The 21,486-nt window shown below is 34.3% G+C and carries 18 protein-coding genes; 3 read left to right on the plus strand and 15 right to left on the minus strand.

The window, feature by feature from the left end; all coding sequences use genetic code 11:
• Positions 1-48 precede the first annotated feature (48 nt).
• From HNP99_RS15820 to HNP99_RS15835, 4 genes are all read right to left on the minus strand, one after another.
• Positions 49-921 (minus strand): sterol desaturase family protein, encoded by an 873-nt coding sequence (locus HNP99_RS15820; protein WP_173854423.1) that lies wholly within the window; start codon positions 919-921, stop codon positions 49-51.
• Positions 922-924: 3 nt separating this feature from the next.
• Positions 925-1,551, minus strand: a complete 627-nt coding sequence (locus HNP99_RS15825) for a TIGR04282 family arsenosugar biosynthesis glycosyltransferase (RefSeq protein ID WP_173854424.1) — start codon at positions 1,549-1,551, stop codon at positions 925-927.
• Entirely contained in the window at positions 1,541-2,047 is a 507-nt protein-coding gene (locus HNP99_RS15830; protein WP_254596879.1) for a rhodanese-like domain-containing protein, read from the minus strand. The genes HNP99_RS15825 and HNP99_RS15830 overlap by 11 nt, the downstream gene beginning before the upstream one ends.
• A gap of 84 nt (positions 2,048-2,131) precedes the next feature.
• Complete coding sequence (locus HNP99_RS15835) at positions 2,132-2,692, minus strand: 2'-5' RNA ligase family protein (protein WP_173854425.1); 561 nt, start codon at positions 2,690-2,692, stop codon at positions 2,132-2,134.
• 158 nt (positions 2,693-2,850) lie between these two features.
• On the opposite strand from HNP99_RS15835, the gene HNP99_RS15840 reads away from it, so the two are divergent.
• The gene (locus HNP99_RS15840) at positions 2,851-3,570 is read left to right on the plus strand and encodes a ribonuclease activity regulator RraA (protein ID WP_173854426.1); all 720 of its coding nucleotides are present in this window, start codon (positions 2,851-2,853) and stop codon (positions 3,568-3,570) included.
• A 36-nt stretch (positions 3,571-3,606) separates the two neighbouring features.
• On the opposite strand, the gene HNP99_RS15845 is transcribed toward HNP99_RS15840, so the two are convergent.
• The 7 genes from HNP99_RS15845 to HNP99_RS15875 form a co-directional block, all read right to left on the minus strand.
• Positions 3,607-4,194: a DUF6642 family protein gene (locus tag HNP99_RS15845; RefSeq protein ID WP_173854427.1), complete on the minus strand. Its 588-nt coding sequence runs from the start codon at positions 4,192-4,194 to the stop codon at positions 3,607-3,609.
• A gap of 114 nt (positions 4,195-4,308) precedes the next feature.
• On the minus strand, positions 4,309-5,268 hold the full coding sequence (locus tag HNP99_RS15850; protein WP_173854428.1) for a bile acid:sodium symporter family protein: 960 nt from the start codon (positions 5,266-5,268) through the stop codon (positions 4,309-4,311).
• Positions 5,252-8,362 carry an efflux RND transporter permease subunit gene (locus tag HNP99_RS15855; protein WP_173854429.1) on the minus strand — a complete coding sequence of 1,037 codons (3,111 nt, stop codon included), beginning with the start codon at positions 8,360-8,362 and terminating at the stop codon, positions 5,252-5,254. Before HNP99_RS15855 ends, HNP99_RS15850 begins: the two co-directional genes overlap by 17 nt.
• An 8-nt stretch (positions 8,363-8,370) precedes the next feature.
• A complete protein-coding gene (locus tag HNP99_RS15860) occupies positions 8,371-9,474 on the minus strand; it encodes an efflux RND transporter periplasmic adaptor subunit (protein ID WP_173854430.1) in 1,104 nt (367 codons plus the stop codon).
• An 11-nt stretch (positions 9,475-9,485) separates the two neighbouring features.
• The gene (locus tag HNP99_RS15865) at positions 9,486-10,784 is read right to left on the minus strand and encodes a TolC family protein (RefSeq protein WP_173854431.1); all 1,299 of its coding nucleotides are present in this window, start codon (positions 10,782-10,784) and stop codon (positions 9,486-9,488) included.
• A gap of 68 nt (positions 10,785-10,852) precedes the next feature.
• Positions 10,853-12,223: a sensor histidine kinase gene (locus HNP99_RS15870; RefSeq protein ID WP_173854432.1), complete on the minus strand. Its 1,371-nt coding sequence runs from the start codon at positions 12,221-12,223 to the stop codon at positions 10,853-10,855.
• Entirely contained in the window at positions 12,220-12,906 is a 687-nt protein-coding gene (locus HNP99_RS15875) for a response regulator transcription factor (protein WP_173854433.1), read from the minus strand. Before HNP99_RS15875 ends, HNP99_RS15870 begins: the two co-directional genes overlap by 4 nt.
• Before the next feature lie 190 nt (positions 12,907-13,096).
• Between HNP99_RS15875 and HNP99_RS15880 the strand changes: the two genes are divergently transcribed.
• Positions 13,097-13,591: a hypothetical protein gene (locus HNP99_RS15880; protein WP_173854434.1), complete on the plus strand. Its 495-nt coding sequence runs from the start codon at positions 13,097-13,099 to the stop codon at positions 13,589-13,591.
• Between the two features lie 789 nt (positions 13,592-14,380).
• Complete coding sequence (locus HNP99_RS15885) at positions 14,381-15,193, plus strand: polysaccharide lyase family 7 protein (protein WP_173854435.1); 813 nt, start codon at positions 14,381-14,383, stop codon at positions 15,191-15,193.
• A gap of 98 nt (positions 15,194-15,291) precedes the next feature.
• Here HNP99_RS15885 and HNP99_RS15890 read toward each other — a convergent pair whose 3' ends face one another.
• The 4 genes from HNP99_RS15890 to aceB form a co-directional block, all read right to left on the minus strand.
• Positions 15,292-16,467, minus strand: a complete 1,176-nt coding sequence (locus HNP99_RS15890) for a pyridoxal-phosphate-dependent aminotransferase family protein (RefSeq protein ID WP_173854436.1) — start codon at positions 16,465-16,467, stop codon at positions 15,292-15,294.
• Positions 16,468-16,477: 10 nt separating this feature from the next.
• Complete coding sequence (gene rraA, locus HNP99_RS15895) at positions 16,478-16,957, minus strand: ribonuclease E activity regulator RraA (RefSeq protein WP_173854437.1); 480 nt, start codon at positions 16,955-16,957, stop codon at positions 16,478-16,480.
• Between the two features lie 90 nt (positions 16,958-17,047).
• Complete coding sequence (locus HNP99_RS15900) at positions 17,048-18,673, minus strand: isocitrate lyase (RefSeq protein WP_173854438.1); 1,626 nt, start codon at positions 18,671-18,673, stop codon at positions 17,048-17,050.
• 73 nt (positions 18,674-18,746) lie between these two features.
• Positions 18,747-20,345: a malate synthase A gene (gene aceB, locus HNP99_RS15905; RefSeq protein ID WP_173854439.1), complete on the minus strand. Its 1,599-nt coding sequence runs from the start codon at positions 20,343-20,345 to the stop codon at positions 18,747-18,749.
• Positions 20,346-21,486: the final 1,141 nt, after the last annotated feature.

The following is a 21,486-nucleotide window of genomic DNA, read 5'->3' on the forward strand; positions in this document are numbered from 1 at the left end:
TATTATAAGAGACTGCAGCCTTTATGTTTCCTGACAAAAAAAAAATAATTATTTTTTTAAAGGATAGAATTCTTGATGAATAAAATCTTTAGGAAATTCGTTTTCGTCACTAAATCCAAGTTCAATATCTCTACCGTCAGTTGGGATATAATTTGTTTTAAATAGGTAATCCCATAAACTCAACGAGATGCCAAAATTCACTCCATATTTATTAGGCATTTCTTTACTGTGATGCCAAATGTGCATTTTAGGATTGTTTAAAATGTATTTTAAATAGCCATAGTCCCAACCTATATTAGCATGGTTTAAATGACCAATAGCAATTGTAATAAAATGAACGATAAAAACATCTTGAAGATCCACACCACCTATTAAAATAATAGGAAGATACAATATTGATTTGTACACAATAGGTTCCATCCAGTTGTATCTAAAATGAGCTGCAAACCCCATCACTTTAATGCTATGGTGGGTTTTATGTATTTTCCATAAAAAAGGTATGCGGTGCAATAGTATATGAACCGTCCATTGGAGGAAATCACTTATCATAAAAAACGCAAACAACGCTAGTGGTGTAGGTAATTGAGATAGAGAAAAAAGCTGAATTGATGTTAACTCAAAACCAAAAAGTGATAAAAAGTCATTTATAAGTTGCGAAGTAATATTAGACAAAGCAATAAGCAGAATCAAATTAAGTAAGAAAAAATTAAAAAATAAGTAGAATAAGTCCAACCAGAAATCTTTTCTAAAAATGGCTTGTTTTTTTCGCCAAGGAAACAAAATCTCAAGAAGCCATACCACTAATGAAATCGCAATTAAACCATAGAAATAGTTGTCCCATTTCCAGTATAGGATTTCCTCTTTTAAGTAATTAAAATATCCGCTGTACGAGTTGATTATTAAGTCTATGTATTTATTCATTTTTTAATTATGCTTTACTTTTATTTTATTTTCAAAAAGGCTACAATTATAATCACTGCGACTCAAATCTTCAAAAGTATCAATGTCGTTTAAGGTTTCTAATAAAGCAACTTTTTTACCTTCTAAATCATTTACTGTCGCCTCAAATACCGTAGCTGTTCCCCATTCTTTATTCTGAAATACGTCTTTATTGCTTTGGTTTAAACCCAATAAATAATAACCGCCATCCTCTGCAGGACCTAGTACAGCATCGTTATTTTCTAATTTTTTAAATGCCATTTCGATTTGTGAAGCTCTTAAATCAAATAAATCACTGCCTACAATTACGCAATGTTTATAACCCATTCCAAAAAGAGAATCAAAAGCCTGCTGCATTCGGTCTCCTAAATCACCACTTGCCTGAAGTTTTTTAATATAAAATTCTTCAGACCAAATATCATCATTTATTATTGCAGTATCATAAAACACAAATTTATCACAGTCAATGGCATGCGTTACATTCTTAGTATGCAACAACAAGTCTTTGTAAACCGTTAAAGCATTTTCATCTCCAATTGTTTTTGCTAATCTAGTTTTGACTTTGCCTAACTCAGGGTTTCGTGTAAAAATAAGTAATGCCTTAGTTTTCATATATTTTCTTCCCTTTAGTTAAATACTTGCTCCATTTTTTATTAAAAGTATGCACACTATCTGTTTGTTTATTTTGATTGTTGACTACCTTTCTACCCTTATTTTTATATTCGAATATTCCACCGTAAAGGTTGAAAACTTTAGTGTAACCTAGCTTTTGCAATTTTTCTCCTATGTTTTCACTACGTACACCTATGGAACAATACACTACAATGGGTGTGTTTTTATCTTTAATAATAGTGGTTACCTTTTCATTCTCAAAGTGGTCATAGCCTATGAAAACAGCATTTTTAATATGACTTACATTGTACTCATTAAGCTCTCTAGCGTCGAGAAATACAAACTTATCAGTTTCATTTAAAGCATCTACCATAACATAAGGAACTGATTCTTTATTCAGTAATTTCAAAACTTTAGGAATTGTACTTTGAGCTGCAATTGCTATCGAAAAAAAGAAACTTATTATGATTAATTGAACACGCATATTGTTTTTCATAAAGATATTTAATTTAATGGACGATTTAAAATTTATTTCCTGACAACATTTACGTTAATAAAGCTCCTTGGGTTTTATTATTATCTAGAATAACGACGTTTGAATAACTTCCATTTTAGTATTTCCATTGAAGTTGAAATTCGCAATAACTTCAAATTGTTTAGCATCAACATCAAATCTTCTTAAAATTACGGCTTCACAAAGAAAATGCATTGCAACCGATGTAAACAACTCATTTGCAATGATAAGTTTATCAGCAGTTAATTTTCTAGCAATAGATACATGTGGATCTACACTTTTATGAGTGATAGAAAAACGTATCTCCTTATGAAAACGTTTCATAATAGGAACTAGTGCTTGTTTAGAAATAGCATTTGGGGCTATGAAAAAGGCACCGTTAGGGTAACTTCCATAGTGTTCTAAAGTTACTGGAACTGCTGAAATCGAATCTGCTATTCGAGTTACTTGTTTTGTTATGATTGCTAACTGCTCATGTGATGCTACAAATTCACCGATGGTAATGTGTGCCAAGGAATTTTTACTGTTATACCAGCCAATTTTGGTTGCTAAACGCTCTTTTAAAACGCTTATTTCTGCCACTATTTCTGGTGTTGGTTGAAAAACAAGAGAATAGGTGTTTTGCATCATTTTAATTTTTGATAAAGTTAGTATACAATTCTTCCACTTGAAAGAAAGCAGCCTTTTTTAAGGTTATTTTAAACTATTCAAATTAAAATCTACATTGACTCTAATTGGTTAACCAAAAAAAGCATACCTTAGTTTTTTATTAAAAAGCACTAAAAATGGCAGGATTATCAGCAGCAACCAAAGCGAAATTACAAACAATAAGTACGCCAACAATCGCAACTTGCTTGTTTAAAAAAGGGTTTAAAAACCAGTTTATTCAAGATGTAAAACCATTACAATTAGGGAAGCCTAATATGGTAGGCGAGGCGTATACTTTGCGATCAATTCCAGCTCGTGAAGACCGCAACCCAATTACCGTTTTTAGAAATGCCGATCATCCGCAGCGTGTGGCGGTAGAGAATTGTCCTGCGGGTCATGTGCTTGTAATTGATAGTCGCAAAGATGCACGCGCGGCTTCAGGTGGCGACATTTTAGTAACTAGATTAATGGTACGTGGTGTTGCAGGAGTTGTAACAGACGGTGGTTTTAGAGATTCGGCTAATATTGCTAAGCTCGCCATCCCTTCCTATCATTCAAGACCAAGTGCTCCCACCAACCTCACGTTACATGAAGCACTCGATATAAATGTTCCTATTGCTTGTGGTGATGTTGCCATTTTTCCTGGTGATGTTTTAGTGGGTGATGATGATGGAGTGATGGTGATTCCGGCTCATATCGTTGAGGAAGTAGCTAATGAGTGTATCGAAATGACACTATTTGAAGACTTTGTTTTAGAAAAAGTACAAGAAGGAAACGCCGTGATTGGTTTGTATCCAGCAACAAACGAAAAATGGGTAGCAGAATTTGCGCTTTGGCGAAAGCAAAAAGGAAATTAGTAAACGGCTTTTACAGCAGTAAGTTACTTGTTATTTTTAGTAATACAATCTAAAATCAAGTAGCTTACATAAATCGTAATTTTTCTGGTATAGCTCTTCTACGATTTCAAATACGTTATCATTCTCTTTAAAAAAACTAAAAAATGCTTTGTCAAGATTAATACTCGTCAAACTATTAAATGCGGTACCATAGCCTGAAATGGCTTTGGCGCCAGTAACATCTATAAAAAACTGTGCTTCGTCTGAGCTTAAGTCTAGGACTTTTGAGTTGGCAAAATGGACTATTTTACCGGTTAATTTACCTTCAAAAATTTCGGCTATTTCATCAAGAGTGTAGAAATAATCATTCAAGCAAATGCTATTCTCTTCTCCCTTCATAACGAGATAGATGATTTCGTAATCCTTGAAACCATGATCGTCATATATTAAAGCATTCAAGCTGTCCTCAAGACCTTCAATAGTATCACAAGTTTTATAAATACTTGCCACACCATAGTTAAAAGCGAGTTGCTCTAAATTAACTACTACCTCAGTTTCTGTTGTTATTTCTACATCAGCAACGCCTTCTAGGCAATAGATAAAAGTGTCTTGTTCGATAAAATTAGCTTTGTCAAGATGATTCATTAATAAAAAATAGATTTTAGGGTATGATTTATTTCTATACAAAATTAATCAAGTCGTTTTTAAATCTGGCTTCTATTAACAAATACTTAAGCTGTGTGTAAGAATTAATGGGAGTTATTCTTTGGCATATTTATTAGCAATGATACTAATAACAAAAATCTGTATTCCGTGAAAAATCATCAAAGGCAGCAAGATAATTCCCATGGCAGCCACATTTTGAAAAAGTATTTTTGAAAAAATAGTTCCGTGAACGAGCGATTTTTTAGTTCCACAAAATTGTGCTGTAATGCGATCTTCGTGTTTGAAATGTAGTTTTTTAGCAATTAAACCAATGATAAGATAAACGCAATAAAATAATGCCAGCACACATATTGCTATAAGAGCAAGGTTTGTTAGGCTCAAAATGCTAAAAATACCTTCCTCAAATGAAGTGGCATAGGTTTTATAGATGATTAATAGAATTACTGATTTGTCAAAGGTTGTTAAGTAGCTGTTGTACTTAGCAGCCAGTTTTCCTAGAAAACGGTGCAATAGCAGTCCAACAATTACAGGAGCTAAAACTTCTGTGATTAATTTAAAATAGATGGTGCTTAAATCGAAATTTGCCTCTTTACTATTCAAAAATAAACCCATCCATAATGGTGTAATCGCTATTCCAATCAATCCCGAAATACTGGCATTAAAAATGGCTGCAGGAATGTTTCCTTTTGCGATTGAAACCATGACCACACTTGATGAAACAGTAGATGGGAGGGAAGCGATAAAGAAAAAAGCCAACCAAATGGTTTTAGTATTTTCTGTTTGCATTAAAGGATAAAACAACAATACAATTATAGGAAATAGTAAAAAAGTGGAAGCCTGCACCAACAGATGCAGCTTCCAGTTTACCAATCCGCTTTTTATTTGCTCCGGGCTTAATTTAAGTCCGTAGAAAAAAAACAGCAGTGAAATTCCTATACTCGCCATTTTGTCTAAATCTAACGGACTTGATTTACCCCCAAACTGCGGAAATAAATACGCTAGAAAAAGGGTGATCACTATGGCGAGAACGAATTTATCAATCTTTATTTTCATTTTTTTGTTCTGATTTTTTATATGCTAAATAGTAAATTTGAGGAAGCACCGTCAAAGATAACAACATACAGAATATAAGTCCACCTACAATCATAATTGCTAGCGGTTTTTGGACTTCTGATCCCATCCCTGATGAAAGTGCTGCGGGCAATAATCCCATAGATCCCATTAAAGCAATCATTAAAATAGGGCGTATTCTGGTGAAAATCGCTTGCGAAATCGCTTCTTTCAAAGGCATCCTATCGGTAAGATTCTCTCTGATATTTCCTATCAATACAATTCCGTCGATGGTTGCCACTCCAAACAAAATGATAAACCCAATTCCTGCTGAGATTCCAAAGGTAGTTCCTGTAATCCAAAGAGAAAGAAATCCGCCGATAAAAGCAAACGGAATTACAATAAATGATACTAATGTATCTTTCATATTCCCTTTAAAATTCAGCCAAAGCAGGAACATGATCATAAGTAGCGAAATAGGAACAATCATCATTAACTGTTTTGTTGCTCTTTCTTTTGATTCAAATTCTCCTGCCCATTCCATTTTATTGGCCTTGGGTAATTTTACATCTCTAGTTACATTAGCCTTCGCCTCAGCAATCGTACCCCCTAAATCGCGCCCTTGAATACTAAAACCTACGGCGATGTAACGACTACTGCCTTCTCGATAAATAAAAGTAGGTCCTGTGATAAAGCTGATTTCGGCAATTTCTCGCAACGGAATCTTGTTCCCATTCATAGCTGGAATCAAAATTTCCTTGATTTTATTTTCGTCATCACGGTACTCTTTCTGAAAACGCAATCGTACGTCAAACATGCGTTCGTTCTCGTAGAAAGTGGTAGCTGCTCGTCCGCCAATGGCCATTTCGACCACCGCTTGCGCATCGGCTAGAGCCACACCATATTTACCCATTTTTTTCTCGTCAAGTTTAATGCGGAGTTCTGGTAGACCTATATTTCGGTACACATTCAAATCTTCTATTCCAGGAACATCTTTGATACTCTTAGCGACTTGATCTGCATATTTTTCTAATTCGAATAAATCTTCGCCAAAAATTTTAATGACTAAGGAACTTTTTACACCTGCCACATATTCCTCTACGTTATCTTGAATAGGTTGGCTGAAGCCAAAGACAATTCCGGGATATTTTTGTAAAACAGCACGCATTTCGTTAATTAACTCGTCTTTCTCAATATCTCTATCCCATTCTGTACTTGGTAATAATTGAATATGAAATTCGATATTAAAAAAACCTGTTGGGTCTGTACCATCATTTGGTCGGCCTACTTGGTTTAGTACAAATTTCACCTCTTTAAACTTTCCTAAGTCTGCCTTCATTTCATTAGCAAGTCTGTTTGATTCTTCAATGTTTACACTGTTAGGCAAGGTTGCTCTAATATAAATAGCACCTTCATTCAGTTTGGGTAAAAACTCTGATCCATGATTCATGAAACCTACGATACTCGCTAAAAACAATCCAATAAAACTATAAATAGTTGCTTTTCTATGTTTGCTTGAAAACAAATACAAATTGAACAAGCTATTCCTGAAATTGCGTGTAATCCAGTTGTCTTTCTCTACAATGTTCTTCGTCAATAGCACTTTACACATGGCGGGAACATAAGTCAAGCTTAAAATTAAAGATCCAAATAAAGCGAAACCTAGCGTATACGCTAGCGGACTAAACATTTTTCCTTCTACTTTCTGGAAAGAAAAAATGGGAAGTAATGCAATGATCAGGATGAATAGAGCAAAAAAGATATACGAGGCGACTTTACTAACACTTCTCTTGATAATTCCCCCTTTGGCACTTTTATTAAATCGTTCCATTCCTATTTGATGTGCTCGTTTTTCGAGTCCTACGAAGACGACTTCAGATACCACTAGTGAACCTTCGAGTAGTAATCCAAAATCTAAGGATCCCATTGAAATCAAATTGGCTGGCATTCCCATGATACGCAACATAACGATGGCAAATAAAAACGCAAGCGGAATCACAGAGGCTACAATAAAGGTTAACCTCCAGTTGTAAAGAAAAATAAAAACGATTAAGGATACTAAAACGATTCCTTCGATTAGATTTTTAGTTACGGTGTGTACCGTTGTATTCACAAGCTCTGTACGATCAATAAAAGGAACGATTTTTACATTCTTAGGAAGAATACGGTCGTTTAAGTCGGCTATTTTATCTTTCAATCTATTGATAACATCACTTGGTGTTTCGCCACGTAGCATGACAACAATTCCTTCAACAACATCTTTGTCCTCTTGCAATCCGGCAATACCCAAACGCGGTTTTGCTGAAATTACAACTTCTGCGACGTGTTTTACTAGGATAGGAGTTGATCCTCGCACTTCGATAAGGATGTTCTCAATATCTTCGACACTTTCTAATAAACCTACACCACGTACAACATAAGCTTGGCTGCCTTTTTCGATAACATCACCACCTACATTGATATTGCTTTTTGAAACCGCCTCATAAACTTCGAGAGGAGAGAGTCCGTAATTGGCTAGTTCGGTTGGGTTGATTTTTATCTCGTAGATTTTTTCTTCTCCACCAAAACTCACTACATCAGCCACTCCGGGAACAGAAACTAATTCGCGTTCAATAACCCAATCATGAAGTGCTGTCAACTCTTTTATGGGAAGATCACTCTTTAAAACATACCTAAAAATTTCTCCGGTTGCACCATAAGGAGGGTCAATACCAGCATCGGCTCCATCAGGTAAATCAACACCTTTCAATCGATTAGAGGCGTATTGCTGGGCGTAAAAATCATCTATTTCGTCTTCAAAAATAACAGTAACTACAGATAATCCAAAAAGCGAAATAGAACGTACTTCGGCTTTTTTAGGGATTGTATTCATCGCTTTCATTAAAGGAAGCGTGACAAATTTCTCAACTTCTTCGGCGCTACGTCCTGGCCACTGGGTAATGATTCTAGCGCGGGTATTAGTCACATCAGGAAATGCTTCTATAGGCGTATTAATGTAGCTAACTACTCCAGCTATAAACAGTAAAGCGGTTAAGAAAAATACAATTAAAGTGTTTTTTAAGGAGAAGGAAACTATTGCTTGAACAAATTTTTGCATGTCAATTTTTAATTTTGAAAGTTTTTAAGTTGCTCGTAGATCAGCATTTGATTTTTTGTGATGAACGTATCGTTAAGATCAATTCCATCAGCAATAAATGTATTTCCATTGCTAGAAGTCAAAATCTCCACTTTTCTAATTTCGAGTTGGCTATCGCTTTTGTACAGTACCACAAAATTTTGATTGTTATCAAAAATCATCGCTGCTATAGGAATTGCTATGGCTTGAACATTTTTATTATTTAAGGCGATCACGTCTACGATCATTCCGGGTTTTAATTTTAAGTCGGCATTTTTAATAACAATACGTGCTTTTAAAACTTTAGCTTCCGTGTCAAATACTTGTGTAATTGCAGCTACTTTCCCTTTGTAGATCAAGTCAGGATACGAAAGTGTTTTTATATTTACATCCATGCCTATAGCGATATTTTCAATGTTTGTGGCATAAATATTCACCATTACCCATACATCATTTAGGTTCGAAATCGTAAATAAGGGTTCCGATTCTGCTGCAATTTGCGATCCAGTAGCAATGGTTTTTGAAGTTACAAATCCTGTTGCGGGTGCTTTTATTTGGAACACCCCTTGCTCAGCACTAGCACTAAATAAATTCAAGTTGGCTTCAACACGATCTTTATTTGCAGTGAGAATATTGAGTTCGCTTTGCGCTTGTAAAACCTCTTTTTGTGAAGCCACACCATCAGCAAACATGGATTGAACTGATTTCAAATTTTGATTAGCTACATTAATTTGCGACTTAGTGTTTTTTAATTCTGCTTTAAGACCGCTTAATTCGGTGCTTCTTAATTCGGCAAGAACTTGACCTTTAGTTACTTTGTCTCCAAGTGAAAAGTAGGTTTTTGAAATAACGCCACTCACCAAACTCACAAATTGAACCACATTGTCAGGATTAGCTTCTACTGCTCCGGTTAACGGAATTCCTTCAACAACCATTGCTTGTGTAGGAGTAGCAAATGCCAGTTTCTTTTTTGTCTCTTTATCTAATACATACGGTTTCGTTTCTGTAGTTGCGGCTACTTCTTTTTTCTCTTCACAACTCCACAAAACAACAGATAAGAGCGTAATTGCAAATAGGATTCTAAAATTTTTCATGTTGTATTCTTTTATTTAATTAGGTCTAATCCTGTTTTATAGTTCAACTCTTCGACTTTTTCATTAATTGCTTTCCCTGCTTCAAGAATAATTTTTTTGTTCTCAAAGTAAGCGTCTTGAAAATCGAGGTATTCTAGCAAGCTGATTCTTCTACTGCTGAAATTTTTTAAATAATTATCTAATAAATCATCAAGCGTTTTCTCGTAATCAGGTTCGATTTGCTTGTAGAATGCCACCGCGTTATTTAGATTTTTAAAAGCAAGTTCAATTTCGGTTTCAACGGTTAAATCCATCTGTTCAAACTGTACTTTTGCTTGTTCCTTTCCTATTTTTGCGTAAGCGATATTCCCTTGATTTCTATTAAATACAGGAAGGTCAGCTGAGATTCCGAAACCGAAAAAGTTTAGCATTGCGCTTCCACCACGGTCATACGCTCCAGAGAACGTAACATCAGGAACACGCTGCGCTTTTTCATAGCGGTACAATTTATCAAAGTAGGTTTGCTCTAAATTGGCTAATTTGTAATCGGGTCTGTTTTGTTTTGCTTTTTCGATCAAATCATTAAGATTCAATAGCGCTATTTGCGAAGTTTCTTTAGTGTAACCTTCTCCTGTGATTTCGATCGAAGTATTGACTGGCAGGCGCATAAAGAGCTTTAGTTCCTTTTGAGAATCATTCAAATCTTCGGTTAGCGCATTAATTTCTTGTGCTATTTCTAGTTCTAGCGCTTTAATACGTATGTATTCACCCTTAGTATAATTCCCTAGGGTGACTTGGTTTTTATAGGCTTTCGCCAAAAGTTGGATGGATCCAAATTGCTTTTCGTAAATGGACTTACTTAGTTGTAAGTATTGCAATTGGGTTAGTTTATTTCGGAATTCTACTTTTAAGTTTCGCAATAAATCTTCAAAATATTGTTTTGATTTATCGACAGAAACTTGTTCAAGAGCCATTAACTTTTTGCGTTTTCCAGCTGTTTGTATCAACTGTTCAATCTGAAAACCAGCTTGTTGATTTGAACCTAAAAATTTCCCTAAGGCCGGAATCACTTCCTGACCGCCCGTTTGTGCTTTTGTAGCCCAGAGGTTTACTTGATCAATTGTTAAGTTAGGATTAGGCCATAGTTTAGCCTGCATTACTTTGGCTTCAGCCTGAGAGATATTTAACTTTTCGGCTATTAACGAGAGGTTTGCTTGTAGAAAAAGCGCTTCACTATCAGAGCGACTTATCTTTAAAAGTTCTTGAGCAGAGCTGAACTGTGAAAATAGGAGGAGAATAAGAAGTGTGCTTCCGTACTTTATAATCGTCATTTTTTGATTTATTTAAGGCTGCGAATTTCATCACTATAACCTTAAAATAACCTTAAAGACAATAAATTTTAGCTTAAAGAAAACTGCACTTCAAAAACATTTAGCTCGGGAGTGGGCGCGTGGTATGTTATAGAGCCAGCGTTCAAGGCAATTATTTTTTTGGTTAAAACTAGTCCTAAACCAAAACCGGATTTACTGCGACTATTTTCTCCCCTAAAAAAGTGTTTAAAGAGGTATTTTTCTTCAGCGACAGCAATTGTTTTACCCGAATTAGAAAAGGATATTTGCAGCTGGTTCACTGTGGCACTGTCTAATTTAATTTCGGCTGTATTGCCATCATTGTACGTAATACAGTTCACCATTAAGTTCATGAAAGCTTGTCTAATTAACATCTCGTTTGCCTGGATTATTAGCTGTTCTTCTTCGACGGTGCTGGGATGGTAATTGACTTCAAAATTAAATTTGGGATAGATAATTCTTAATTCTTCGATAATATCAAAGAGCAGTTCATCGATTCTAATGCGTTGTTTTTTAATCTTTTTACCCGATTCTACCTTCGATATTTGGAGTAAGACAGAAATGATATTTCCAAGTGATTTTGCTTTGATGATTTGGCTTTCAATCTGAGGCTGAATCGCTTCGATTGTTGTATGGTTTTTAATTCTTTCTAATTCAGATACTAGAATGCTGATAGGTGTTTTTAATTGATGCGAAATGTGGTGTGTGGTGTGTTTCTGGAAGATGAAATTCTCGTTTGACCGCGTGATTAATTCGTTAAACCGATTGGTCAATAAATTTAATTCAAAAGATGAGGTTTCGAATTCGAGTTGTGTAATCGTGTCATCGCCCAAATCAAACTGACGTAATTTTTCAGAAAGTAAACGCAACGGTTTCGATATTTTATTCGAAAGATATAAAGATACCAGCGTAATAATAACGCTTATGAATAGGAAAATCCCAATTAAAACCGACCTTAAAAAATCTATTTTAGAATACCCAAACGCATCGTACGCTTTACTGATAGCATAATATTTCTTGCCTTTATATTGCAAGTATACAGCGATAAGATCGTATTTATCCTCGGTGGTTTCAATCCATTTTCTTTGTGAAGACGATTCAGCTAATAGCGTTTTATACTGCTTTATTTCTAGGTCATCAATACTTGAAAAGATTAGATTTTTGTCATCGTCAAAAACCATCATTTTCTCATCAAAGAAGTCGTGAATGGACTGTTCGTCCATAATATGCGCAAGATTTTCGCTCATTTCTTTGTATTTAGACAACTGCTTTATGGTATAATTAATCTTGTCTTTTTGCTGTTGTTGAAATTGTTCTTCGCGGTATTCCGCAAATAGAAAATAGACAAAGGTGAGCGAAAATGCCGATAGACAAATCACCGTTGTAGTAAAATATAATATTATCTTATCACGTATTTTCATTTTATATCTATAAAGTAGCCGTAACCTACTTTTGTTTTTATGGTGTTTTTACTAAAAGGCTTGTCTAACTTGTTTCTCAGGAAATTAATGTACACTTCAATAGTATTGGTATTGGCATCAAATGCAGTTCCCCATATTTCGGTAATCAAATCTGCTTTAGATACAATCTCACCGTTTTTTACCATCAAGCGGTAAAGAATTTGATATTCACGGGGAGTTAGTGCAATTTCTTGGCCGCTTCGCATCACCTTTTTTTCGGCATCGTTCAGCGTGATATCATCAGCAATTAAAATAGGATTTTGGGCTACTGTTTGCTGACTTGATTTGTTTCTTTTTATAAGGGCATTAATTCTCAAAACCAGTTCGCGCATGTAAAATGGCTTGGTTAAATAATCATCAGCGCCACAGTCAAAGCCTTGTACTTTATCTTCAAGTTCGCTAAAAGCGGTTAACATAATAACGGGAGTGGTACTATTGTATAATCTAAAAGTACTACACAAATCAAAGCCGTTCTTACCAGGGAGATTGATATCCATAATAACACAGTCAAATGTGTCTTTTTTCAACATTCTTTCCGCTAGTAAACCATCATACACTACCGTAGTAATATAATTCTCTGATTTTAAAGCCAAACTTATGTTCTGGCTAATGGTAGTATCGTCTTCTATAATTAGTATGTTCATCCTGGCAAAGATAGTATTCGTATTGAAATCCTACTTTATTTTTATGTTTTAATAATTGTTGACAGATTGATTTAGAGATTCTCAAAGAGATTATAAAAATAGTTGCAATAGGCTGCTCCTTTTTTTAAGAATTATGCTTAAATTAGCGTAGGCTTTCGCCTTAACTAAATAGTAATTTAAAATAAACAATATGAAAAAAATCAGCCTTTTTTGTCTGGCGCTATCTTGTATAGGGCTTCAAAGTTGCAAAAATAATCAAGAAGAAAAAGCAGAAACACCAGCAGAAACACCATCAGAACTAGCTGTTCAGAAATTAGTGAGCTCAGAATGCTATCAGGCGATTTACGAACAAGATACTTTGATGCTAAAATTAAACACCTTAGAGAGTGGCGAAATAACTGGAGATATGACGATGACCATCGAGAACATGCCCACAAAACAAGGAAATCTAGCAGGAGAATTTAAAGGCGACACGCTTTATGCAAGTTATACTTTTATTCAAGGAGATTACAAAGAGAAAACATATAAAAACCCAATGGCCTTCTTGAAAAAAGGAGACCAACTAATATTAGGAAATGGAGAAATCCAAACGACTATGGGCGCTTCTTACTTTGTAAAAGGCAAACCTATTGATTTTGAACGAGTAAAGTATAAGTTTGATAAAGTTGCTTGTGTAACTAAATAATAAAAAAGGGAGCGTAATTGCTCCTTTTTCTTTGGTGTAAATTTTATTTCAGCTTTTCTTTATTTGATGGTTTATTATATTTTCATTAATGACGCGTAACGTCATACTTCCATTCTAATTGATTAATGTGCCTTCGTCTAATATATTACCCTCTTGTAAAAGGCCTTCTTTAATATTACACGAATTAAAAGTTAAAAAGTAAGATTGATAGTTTTTTATGCTTTTTGTGTACGTTTTATTGGTGTGAAATAGCTTTAAAAACGTTAACCTTAATTACATTTCACTTTGGCTACTAAAAACTTTATTGCCACATATTAGTATTATTTAAAAGAATTTAATCAGTGGGAACCATTTTAATTATTGGAGATTTTTTATTTTTTGGCTATAGAATATTGAAGAAATTAGTTCTCTGTAATCAAATCTATTATTTTTCAGTTCTTAGTGCTTCAATTGACTTGGATTTTAGTTCTTATAAAGTAACCTATCCGCTAAACTAAGAATAAAAGGGTAATGATTTATTTTGTAACATATTAATATTTTAAAAAGAAAAATACTTAGTAAAAGGTAATAATAATTGAATATTTTAATATTATTGATAATAAATTAAGGTTTAACTTCAATTATCAAAAAAAAAATTAGAACTTTTTTGTATATATCAAAATATATTTTATATTTGGTTAACCAATTTGGTAATCCAAAATATAATGTTTGCAAATAGTTTTATAGTTTATTTGTTCTATCAATTATGTTTTTTAAGGATTAAATAACCAAAAGCATAAACCCAAAAAAATGAAAAAAAAATATACTTGTTTTTTATTAGTATTCGCTTTCGCTGCTATTTCAAGCTATGGACAAAGAGCACCTAAAATTGATTTGTCAATGTGGAAATTGAGTATACCTGAAGGATCGCAAACTACGTATGCGGGACAAGATCTTGCCAATTATAGTAGCAATATCGAAATTCAGCGTTTTATGTTTAATGATAATTCTGAAAGGGCGTTGGTATTCTATGCCTACCCATCAGTTAAATCTAAAAATTCTTATACTAGAACAGAATTAAAAGAACAAAATTCTTTTGGTACTGAAATAGGTTGGACTTTTAGAGAAGGAGCAAAGTTAAAAACGGTGATAAGAATGGGAACTATCTCTAAAAACGACGATAAATACCCTCGAGTAATTTTAGTCCAAATGGGGAGTCGTTTAAAAGAGGAACAGGCAGAAAAAGTTAATGCAAATGATAATAATTTGCCTCCGTTTTTGAAAATTTATTGGGACAACGGAAAGATTAAATTACGATCTAAAAAAGCAGCAAGTTTATCAATAACAGGAAGTGATTTATATAAAGAGAATTCATGGGTTGATGATGATGGATTTGCTTTTAAAGAAAAAGTAGATTTTGATAAATTCACATTAGAAATCAACGTTACAGCAGATCGTACTGTTGTTACTCTCAATAATGGAGAAACAAAAGTGTATTCAGGTGAAGATTATAGAAAATGGAGTCAGTTCGAGAATTTCTTTAGAACAGGTTGTTACCTTCAAAGTAGGGAAGCGGGAGCATTTGCAAATGCTAAATATTTCACGCTAGAAGTAGTTCATTAAGAGTAGGTTATTTATGAATAGAGTTAGTTAAAAAAAAGGGTGTTTCGCATTAATGTAGCGAAGCATCCTTTTTTGATTTTAATAAATTAATTATCTATTTAGTTGGGTCCTTTTAAAAGTTCCGTTTGAAAAGTTTGCAAACTTTTTCCAATTTCTAATGGATACCCAAGTTCGGATAGCGTACGTTCCAAAGCTCCTAAAACAGCCAAAAGATCATTTGGAGAAACAGAACCCATGTGACCAACTCTAAAATAAGTTGTTTTTATGTCGGGCAATAACCCTCCAGCTATGATCACATTATTAGCAACCATTTTAGCACTAAATGCCGCTCCATCTATACCTTCAGGGTAATACACTGCCGTCAAAGTATTGGCTGCTATTGTATTTGAAGTAGCTAAAATCGTTAGCTTTAGAGAGGCAATTGCAGCTCTAAATGCTTTGGCTAAACTTTGATGTCTTTGTACTCTTTTCTCGATTCCTTCTTTACAAATTATTTTTAAGCTTGTCTCTAATGCAACAATTAAATTAACTGCTGGTGTCCCGAAGTAGGAAGGTTTTCTTTCTTCGTATGCTTTCATTATAGGCAACCAATTGCTCCAATCAGCATAATAGTTAGGTACAGGCGTTTTTCTATTCTTCCAAACTTCCATCGCTTTTTCAGAAGCCATTAATAGCGCCAAACCTGGAGGTACACCTATTGCTTTTTGAGAAGCCGTTAATACCACGTCAAGTCCCCATTCGTCTTGGTTCAATTCCTCTCCCGCTACTGAGCATACACCATCAACAATACTTAATACTTTGTGTTTTTTGGCCAATTGCGCTATGGGCTTGGGATCTACTATTATTCCTGTAGAAGTATCAACATGCGTTAGTGTTAACGCTTTGTATTGTTTGGTTTTTAATTCATTTTCGATACTATCAATTGAGACGCTTTGACCTAAAGCAGCTTGTAAAAGAGTGACCTTTGCGCCGTAGCGCTCTAATATGTCCTTGAATCGCTGACCAAAATAACCCGAAGAAATAACCAATACATTATCTCCACTCTCGATAAGATTGGCTGCTGCCATGTCCATAGCCAATGTCCCAGTTCCAGCAACGATAAATGGTTGTCCTTTTGGCGATTTCCATACCGTCCTCATTAACTCCAGGCTATGTCCGAATACTTCAATAAAATCAGGCGCTACATGACTTGTTGTAGGTATTGCCATTGCTTGTAAAACTTCTGGTTCAAATTCAATAGGACCAGGAATCATCAGTAATTTTCTAGCTTTCATTTGATTTTTTTTATTTTAATAAATTAGTTTTGCTGACCAATATTCCGTCAGCATCGGCATAGAGATAATCATTAGGTTTAAAAGTAATTCCTCCAAATTTTACAGGAACTGCCATTTCACCCTGATTGCGCTTTATACTTTTAACAGGGGAAGTATTTATTGCTTTGACTCCAATATTTAACGTATTAATAACAACACTATCTCTAATGCAACCATTCACGATGATACCTTCCCAATTATTTTGTATTGCTAATTCGGCCAGTTGATCGCCAACTAACGCACAACGTAAAGAACCACCTCCATCAATTACCAAAACTTTTCCTTTTCCATCAGTTTCTAATTGTTTTCGAACTAAGGAATTGTCTTCGAATACTTTTATCGTACTGATTTTACCTGCGAAGGCCGTTTTATGACCAAAACTTTTAAAAATAGGATCAACGCATCTAAGCAGTGTTTCATACTGATCCCATAAATCTGCTGTTGTAAGCATATATTTAAAATTTAGAAAGTTGTTGTAATGAACTAAATTTAAAAAGGCAACATGCGTACATGTTGCCTTTATATTTAAAAAAGCTAAATATTACTTTTCTAACACTAATTCTCTTTTTTGCTCTGTTTTTTTACTTTCAAACTGATCACTAGTATTCTTAGCTCCGTCAGCTTTTAAAGCTTTATCACCTGCAAAGAACGTTTTATGATCATCACCAAGGTTTGATCCAGCCATTCTTTGGTGTTTTACACAAGCAACTCCTTTGCGAATTTCTTGTCTTTGAACTCCTTTTACGTAAGCTAACATTCCTTCTTCACCATAATAGCCTTGCGTTAAATCATTCATATGAAGCGCAGTTGTGTGGTAGGTAGGCAAAGTAATTAAGTGATGGAAAATCCCAGCTTCTTTTGAGCTATCCATTTGGAATGTTCTAATTCTATCATCGGCACGACGGCATAAATCAGAATCATCGTATTTAGCATCCATTAAATTACCTCTATCATATCCAGTCATATCTTTACCTGCAGCAAGCATTTCATCATACGCTTGATTACGGAAATTTAATGTCCAGTTAAAAGAAGGAGAGTTATTGTAAACCAATTTTGCAGTAGGTACAACCTCTCTAATTCGGTTAACCATATGCGCAATTTGTTTCACATTAGGTGTTGGTGTTTCAATCCATAAAAGATCAGCTCCATTTTGTAAACTTGTAATACAATCTAAAACAACTCTATCTATATTAGTTCCCTCTTTAAATTGGTACAAACCGTTTGCTAACCTCACAGGACGTACTAGTTTACCGTCTCTTTTTAGCAATACATCATCTTCTTTAGCTGCAGCAATTGTTATTTCTTCTGCTTCCACAAAAGCCAAATATTGTGAAGCTAAATCTCCTGGCTCGGTACTTACTGGTAATTTTTGAGTCAAACTTGCTCCTTCAGAATCTGTTCTTGCAACAATAACGCCATCATCAACCCCTAATTCTAAAAACGCATAACGAATAGCGTTAATTTTAGAAAGAAAATCTTCATGAGGTACCGTTACTTTTCCGTCTTGATGCCCACATTGTTTAGCATCCGAAACCTGATTTTCGATTTGGATTGCACATGCACCCGCTTCAATCATTTTTTTGGTCAATAAATAAGTTGCTTCTTCGTTTCCAAAACCAGCATCTATATCTGCAATAATAGGAACGATGTGTGTTTCAAAATTATCGATTTGATCTTGTACATCTTCTCCTTTTTCAAGTCTTCTAAACAAATCATTTAAATCAATAGCATCTGCCTGACGTAAAAAATCGTAAATTTCTTTAATTAAAGCGGGAACAGTCGTCTTTTCATGCATGGATTGGTCTGGTAAAGGACCAAATTCTGAACGCAATGCAGCCACCATCCATCCTGAAAGGTATATGTATCTTTTACTAGTTGTTTTGTGGTGCTTTTTTACTGCAATAATATTTTGTTGGGCAACAAAACCATGCCATGAACCTAATGATTGTGTGTAATTAGAAGCATTTGCATCATATTCGGCCATATCTTTTCTCATGATAGCAGCAGTATATTTAGCAATGTCTAATCCTGTTTTAAAACGATTTTGAATAGCCATTCTCGCTGCACTTTCTGGGCTTATTGTATCCCAAGTAGTTCCATACTTCGCTTTCAAATCTCTTACCGTTTGTAAAGCCGAACTATAATTGCTTTGTTCTAAATTTTTCATAATTTTGTGTTAGGTTATTTTATTAGTAATTAGATCCTGTTGATTGTGTCCGCAATCGCAGGATTGTTTTTTTTTATATGTATTTGTAAGCTGGTAACGTTAAAAATTCTTCAAACTCTTCCGAAACTACTAGTTCATCAAAAAGTGATATAGCTAATGCAAATTTGTCTGTTTTACTATTTTCATCGCCAACTACGGCAGTAATTTTAGCTAATTCATCCGCTAACAATTCTTTGTATAATTTAGTATCGAATTTTCGACCATCTTCGAGTTTGACTTCATTTTTTAACCATTGCCAAACTTGTGTTCTCGAAATCTCTGCAGTAGCAGCGTCTTCCATTAAATTATAAAGTGCTACAGCACCATGACCTCTGAGCCAAGACTCGATGTATAAAATCCCGACGTTAATGTTTTTTCTAATTCCTGCTTCTGTGATGGTTCCTTTTGGAATTTCGACCAAATCTTGCGCTGTTATGTTTACATCATCACGCATTACATTCAGTTGGTTCGGCGTTGGCATGTGTTTATTAAATTCTGCCATTGCTACTGCTACTAGTGCAGGATGCGCTACCCAAGTACCATCATGTCCGTTTTGAACTTCGCGCTCTTTGTCTTTTCTTACTTTTTCCAAAGCAGCAGTATTCGCTTCCTCATCATTTTTAATTGGAATTTGAGCTGCCATTCCGCCTATTGCGAGTATACCTCTTTTGTGGCAGCGCTGAATAACTAATTTTGAATATGCATCCATAAATGGGCTTGTCATGGTTACTTGATCGCGATTTGGAACTACAAAATTGGGGTGATTTCTAAATTTCTTGATATACGAGAAAATATAATCCCAACGACCACAATTCAAACCAACAATATGGTCTTTCAATTCAAAAATGATTTCGTCCAACTGGAAACTAGCAGTAATCGTTTCAACTAAAACAGTTGCTTTAAAAGTCCCTACTGGCACTTCTAAATAATTTTCTGCAAATTCAAAAACTTTATTCCACCAACGTGCTTCTAGGTAATGTTCTAATTTGGGTAAGTAGAAATAAGGAGCAGTTCCTTTTTTCAACATAGTTTGTGTGTTGTGAAAAACATACAGCCCAAAATCAACCAAACTTCCAGAGGCTATTTCGTTATTGATTAGAAGGTGTCTTTCATCTAAATGTAAGCCTCTTGGTCTCACCAATAAAACAGCCGTTTCTTGGTTTAATATATATGATTTCCCACGTTTAGCATCGTGTAACGAAATGGTTTTTTGATTCGCATCTATTAAGTTTTTTTGACCTTCAATAGTATTTTTCCAAGAAGGAGCAGTACTATCCTCTAAATCTGCCATAAATGTTTTCGCACCAGAATTCAAAGCATTGATAATCATTTTTCGGTCTACTGGTCCTGTTATTTCTACACGTCTGTCTTGCAAATCCTGCGGAATTGTTCCTACTGTCCAATTAGAATCTCTAATTTCCTTTGTCTCTTTTGGGAATTCAGGAAACTGTCCGCTATCAAAAATCAGCTGTTGAGCAACTCTGTTTTTCAATAGTGTTAGTCTTTCGGTATTGAATTTTTCATGCAATGCAACAATAAATACTAATGCTTCGTCAGTTAGAATTTCGGGATAGTAATTAGTAACCTCTTTTGAGAAGTTAATTTTCGATTGTCTTAAAAATGTGTCTTCCATTGTGCTTATAGATTTATAGTACAATAGTATAAAAAAGTTTTTTATAAAACAAGCGAACGTTCGTTTTTTATTGATTATTGTTTAAAAAAGTATATTCGCGAAAAATGTTAAAATCTCTTTTTTTTTGTAGAAATAAAATCAGCTTTTTATTTTCATTGGCTGATGCTTTATAAGGCTTTATAGTGGTTTTGTGTTTTTTTTGTAGTGTAATTAAAATTTTTAAAAGTAGCTGTGAATTAATTTTTGGTTGAGTAAATAAAAATTTATAAAATAATAAAAAGGGAATCTATTCAGATATATCTGACGTTATTTTTTGTGAATCATTAATAACCGCAACTAATATCCCAATACCAACAATTATGCCCATTATATCCCATATGGCTCTGTCTAATGCTATTTTAAAAAAGGTTGTAATTGAAGCACTAATGAGGTATACATAAAAGCTTCATTTTTGTTGTTTTACCCATTTGCTGAATATGCCAAATAGGAGAATCCTACCATTGCTACAAAGGGAACGAATTGGTAAAACCGCGAGGCATATTGATCAGCCAGAGGAGGATTAGCGTTATTAACGCTGCTTCACTAATTGAGTTGTTTATTCTTATCTTCTAATATTTATTTTCCGATCCAATTTTTATACTTGGTAAAAATTTACTTACCTTTTAATTTGTAAGTATTAATTTCCCTTACGATCAATTTTAGAGTACAGTTCAGTACTGTAAGTATTTTTATTATGTTGCAGACGTATTTTAATTCAACACAATCTCAGCCCAGATTGGAATATGCTCAGAAATGGTTCGTACTTCTTTTAAATAATTGAATTATTCCATAACTTTTAACTGTTATTCTTGCCGAGTTGTAAAACATAATGTCATATTTGTAAGCTAGGTATTCATCCATTATGCAACCTCTTTTCTAACAAGTTTTTTGATTTATCAATACGGATTGAATACCGTATGCGATTGAGGGCAATTGTAGTCTCCAGCATAAATTAGATTTAAGCAGGGATATACAACAGGTAAAAATTTAAAATATTTGATTTCTGTTATGGTTGTTTATTTTTTGTTATCGCATGAAAATTAACCACCGTATATTGGTCATTTTCATATTGGAACGTACAATAATACGGTTCTCTGTCGAT

Origin of the sequence: Flavobacterium gelidicaeli (assembly GCF_013294005.1) — a bacterium.
In the GTDB taxonomy this organism is placed as follows: domain Bacteria; phylum Bacteroidota; class Bacteroidia; order Flavobacteriales; family Flavobacteriaceae; genus Flavobacterium.

What these genes read in the sequence shown, in the direction of transcription:
- HNP99_RS15820 (WP_173854423.1), bottom strand. Translation starts at nt 921, where the DNA reads ATGAATAAATACATAGACTTAATAATCAACTCGTACAGCGGATATTTT.
- HNP99_RS15825 (WP_173854424.1), bottom strand. Translation starts at nt 1,551, where the DNA reads ATGAAAACTAAGGCATTACTTATTTTTACACGAAACCCTGAGTTAGGC.
- HNP99_RS15830 (WP_254596879.1), bottom strand. Translation starts at nt 2,047, where the DNA reads ATGAAAAACAATATGCGTGTTCAATTAATCATAATAAGTTTCTTTTTT.
- HNP99_RS15835 (WP_173854425.1), bottom strand. Translation starts at nt 2,692, where the DNA reads ATGCAAAACACCTATTCTCTTGTTTTTCAACCAACACCAGAAATAGTG.
- HNP99_RS15840 (WP_173854426.1), top strand. Translation starts at nt 2,851, where the DNA reads ATGGCAGGATTATCAGCAGCAACCAAAGCGAAATTACAAACAATAAGT.
- HNP99_RS15845 (WP_173854427.1), bottom strand. Translation starts at nt 4,194, where the DNA reads ATGAATCATCTTGACAAAGCTAATTTTATCGAACAAGACACTTTTATC.
- HNP99_RS15850 (WP_173854428.1), bottom strand. Translation starts at nt 5,268, where the DNA reads ATGAAAATAAAGATTGATAAATTCGTTCTCGCCATAGTGATCACCCTT.
- HNP99_RS15855 (WP_173854429.1), bottom strand. Translation starts at nt 8,362, where the DNA reads ATGCAAAAATTTGTTCAAGCAATAGTTTCCTTCTCCTTAAAAAACACT.
- HNP99_RS15860 (WP_173854430.1), bottom strand. Translation starts at nt 9,474, where the DNA reads ATGAAAAATTTTAGAATCCTATTTGCAATTACGCTCTTATCTGTTGTT.
- HNP99_RS15865 (WP_173854431.1), bottom strand. Translation starts at nt 10,784, where the DNA reads ATGACGATTATAAAGTACGGAAGCACACTTCTTATTCTCCTCCTATTT.
- HNP99_RS15870 (WP_173854432.1), bottom strand. Translation starts at nt 12,223, where the DNA reads ATGAAAATACGTGATAAGATAATATTATATTTTACTACAACGGTGATT.
- HNP99_RS15875 (WP_173854433.1), bottom strand. Translation starts at nt 12,906, where the DNA reads ATGAACATACTAATTATAGAAGACGATACTACCATTAGCCAGAACATA.
- HNP99_RS15880 (WP_173854434.1), top strand. Translation starts at nt 13,097, where the DNA reads ATGAAAAAAATCAGCCTTTTTTGTCTGGCGCTATCTTGTATAGGGCTT.
- HNP99_RS15885 (WP_173854435.1), top strand. Translation starts at nt 14,381, where the DNA reads ATGAAAAAAAAATATACTTGTTTTTTATTAGTATTCGCTTTCGCTGCT.
- HNP99_RS15890 (WP_173854436.1), bottom strand. Translation starts at nt 16,467, where the DNA reads ATGAAAGCTAGAAAATTACTGATGATTCCTGGTCCTATTGAATTTGAA.
- rraA (WP_173854437.1), bottom strand. Translation starts at nt 16,957, where the DNA reads ATGCTTACAACAGCAGATTTATGGGATCAGTATGAAACACTGCTTAGA.
- HNP99_RS15900 (WP_173854438.1), bottom strand. Translation starts at nt 18,673, where the DNA reads ATGAAAAATTTAGAACAAAGCAATTATAGTTCGGCTTTACAAACGGTA.
- aceB (WP_173854439.1), bottom strand. Translation starts at nt 20,345, where the DNA reads ATGGAAGACACATTTTTAAGACAATCGAAAATTAACTTCTCAAAAGAG.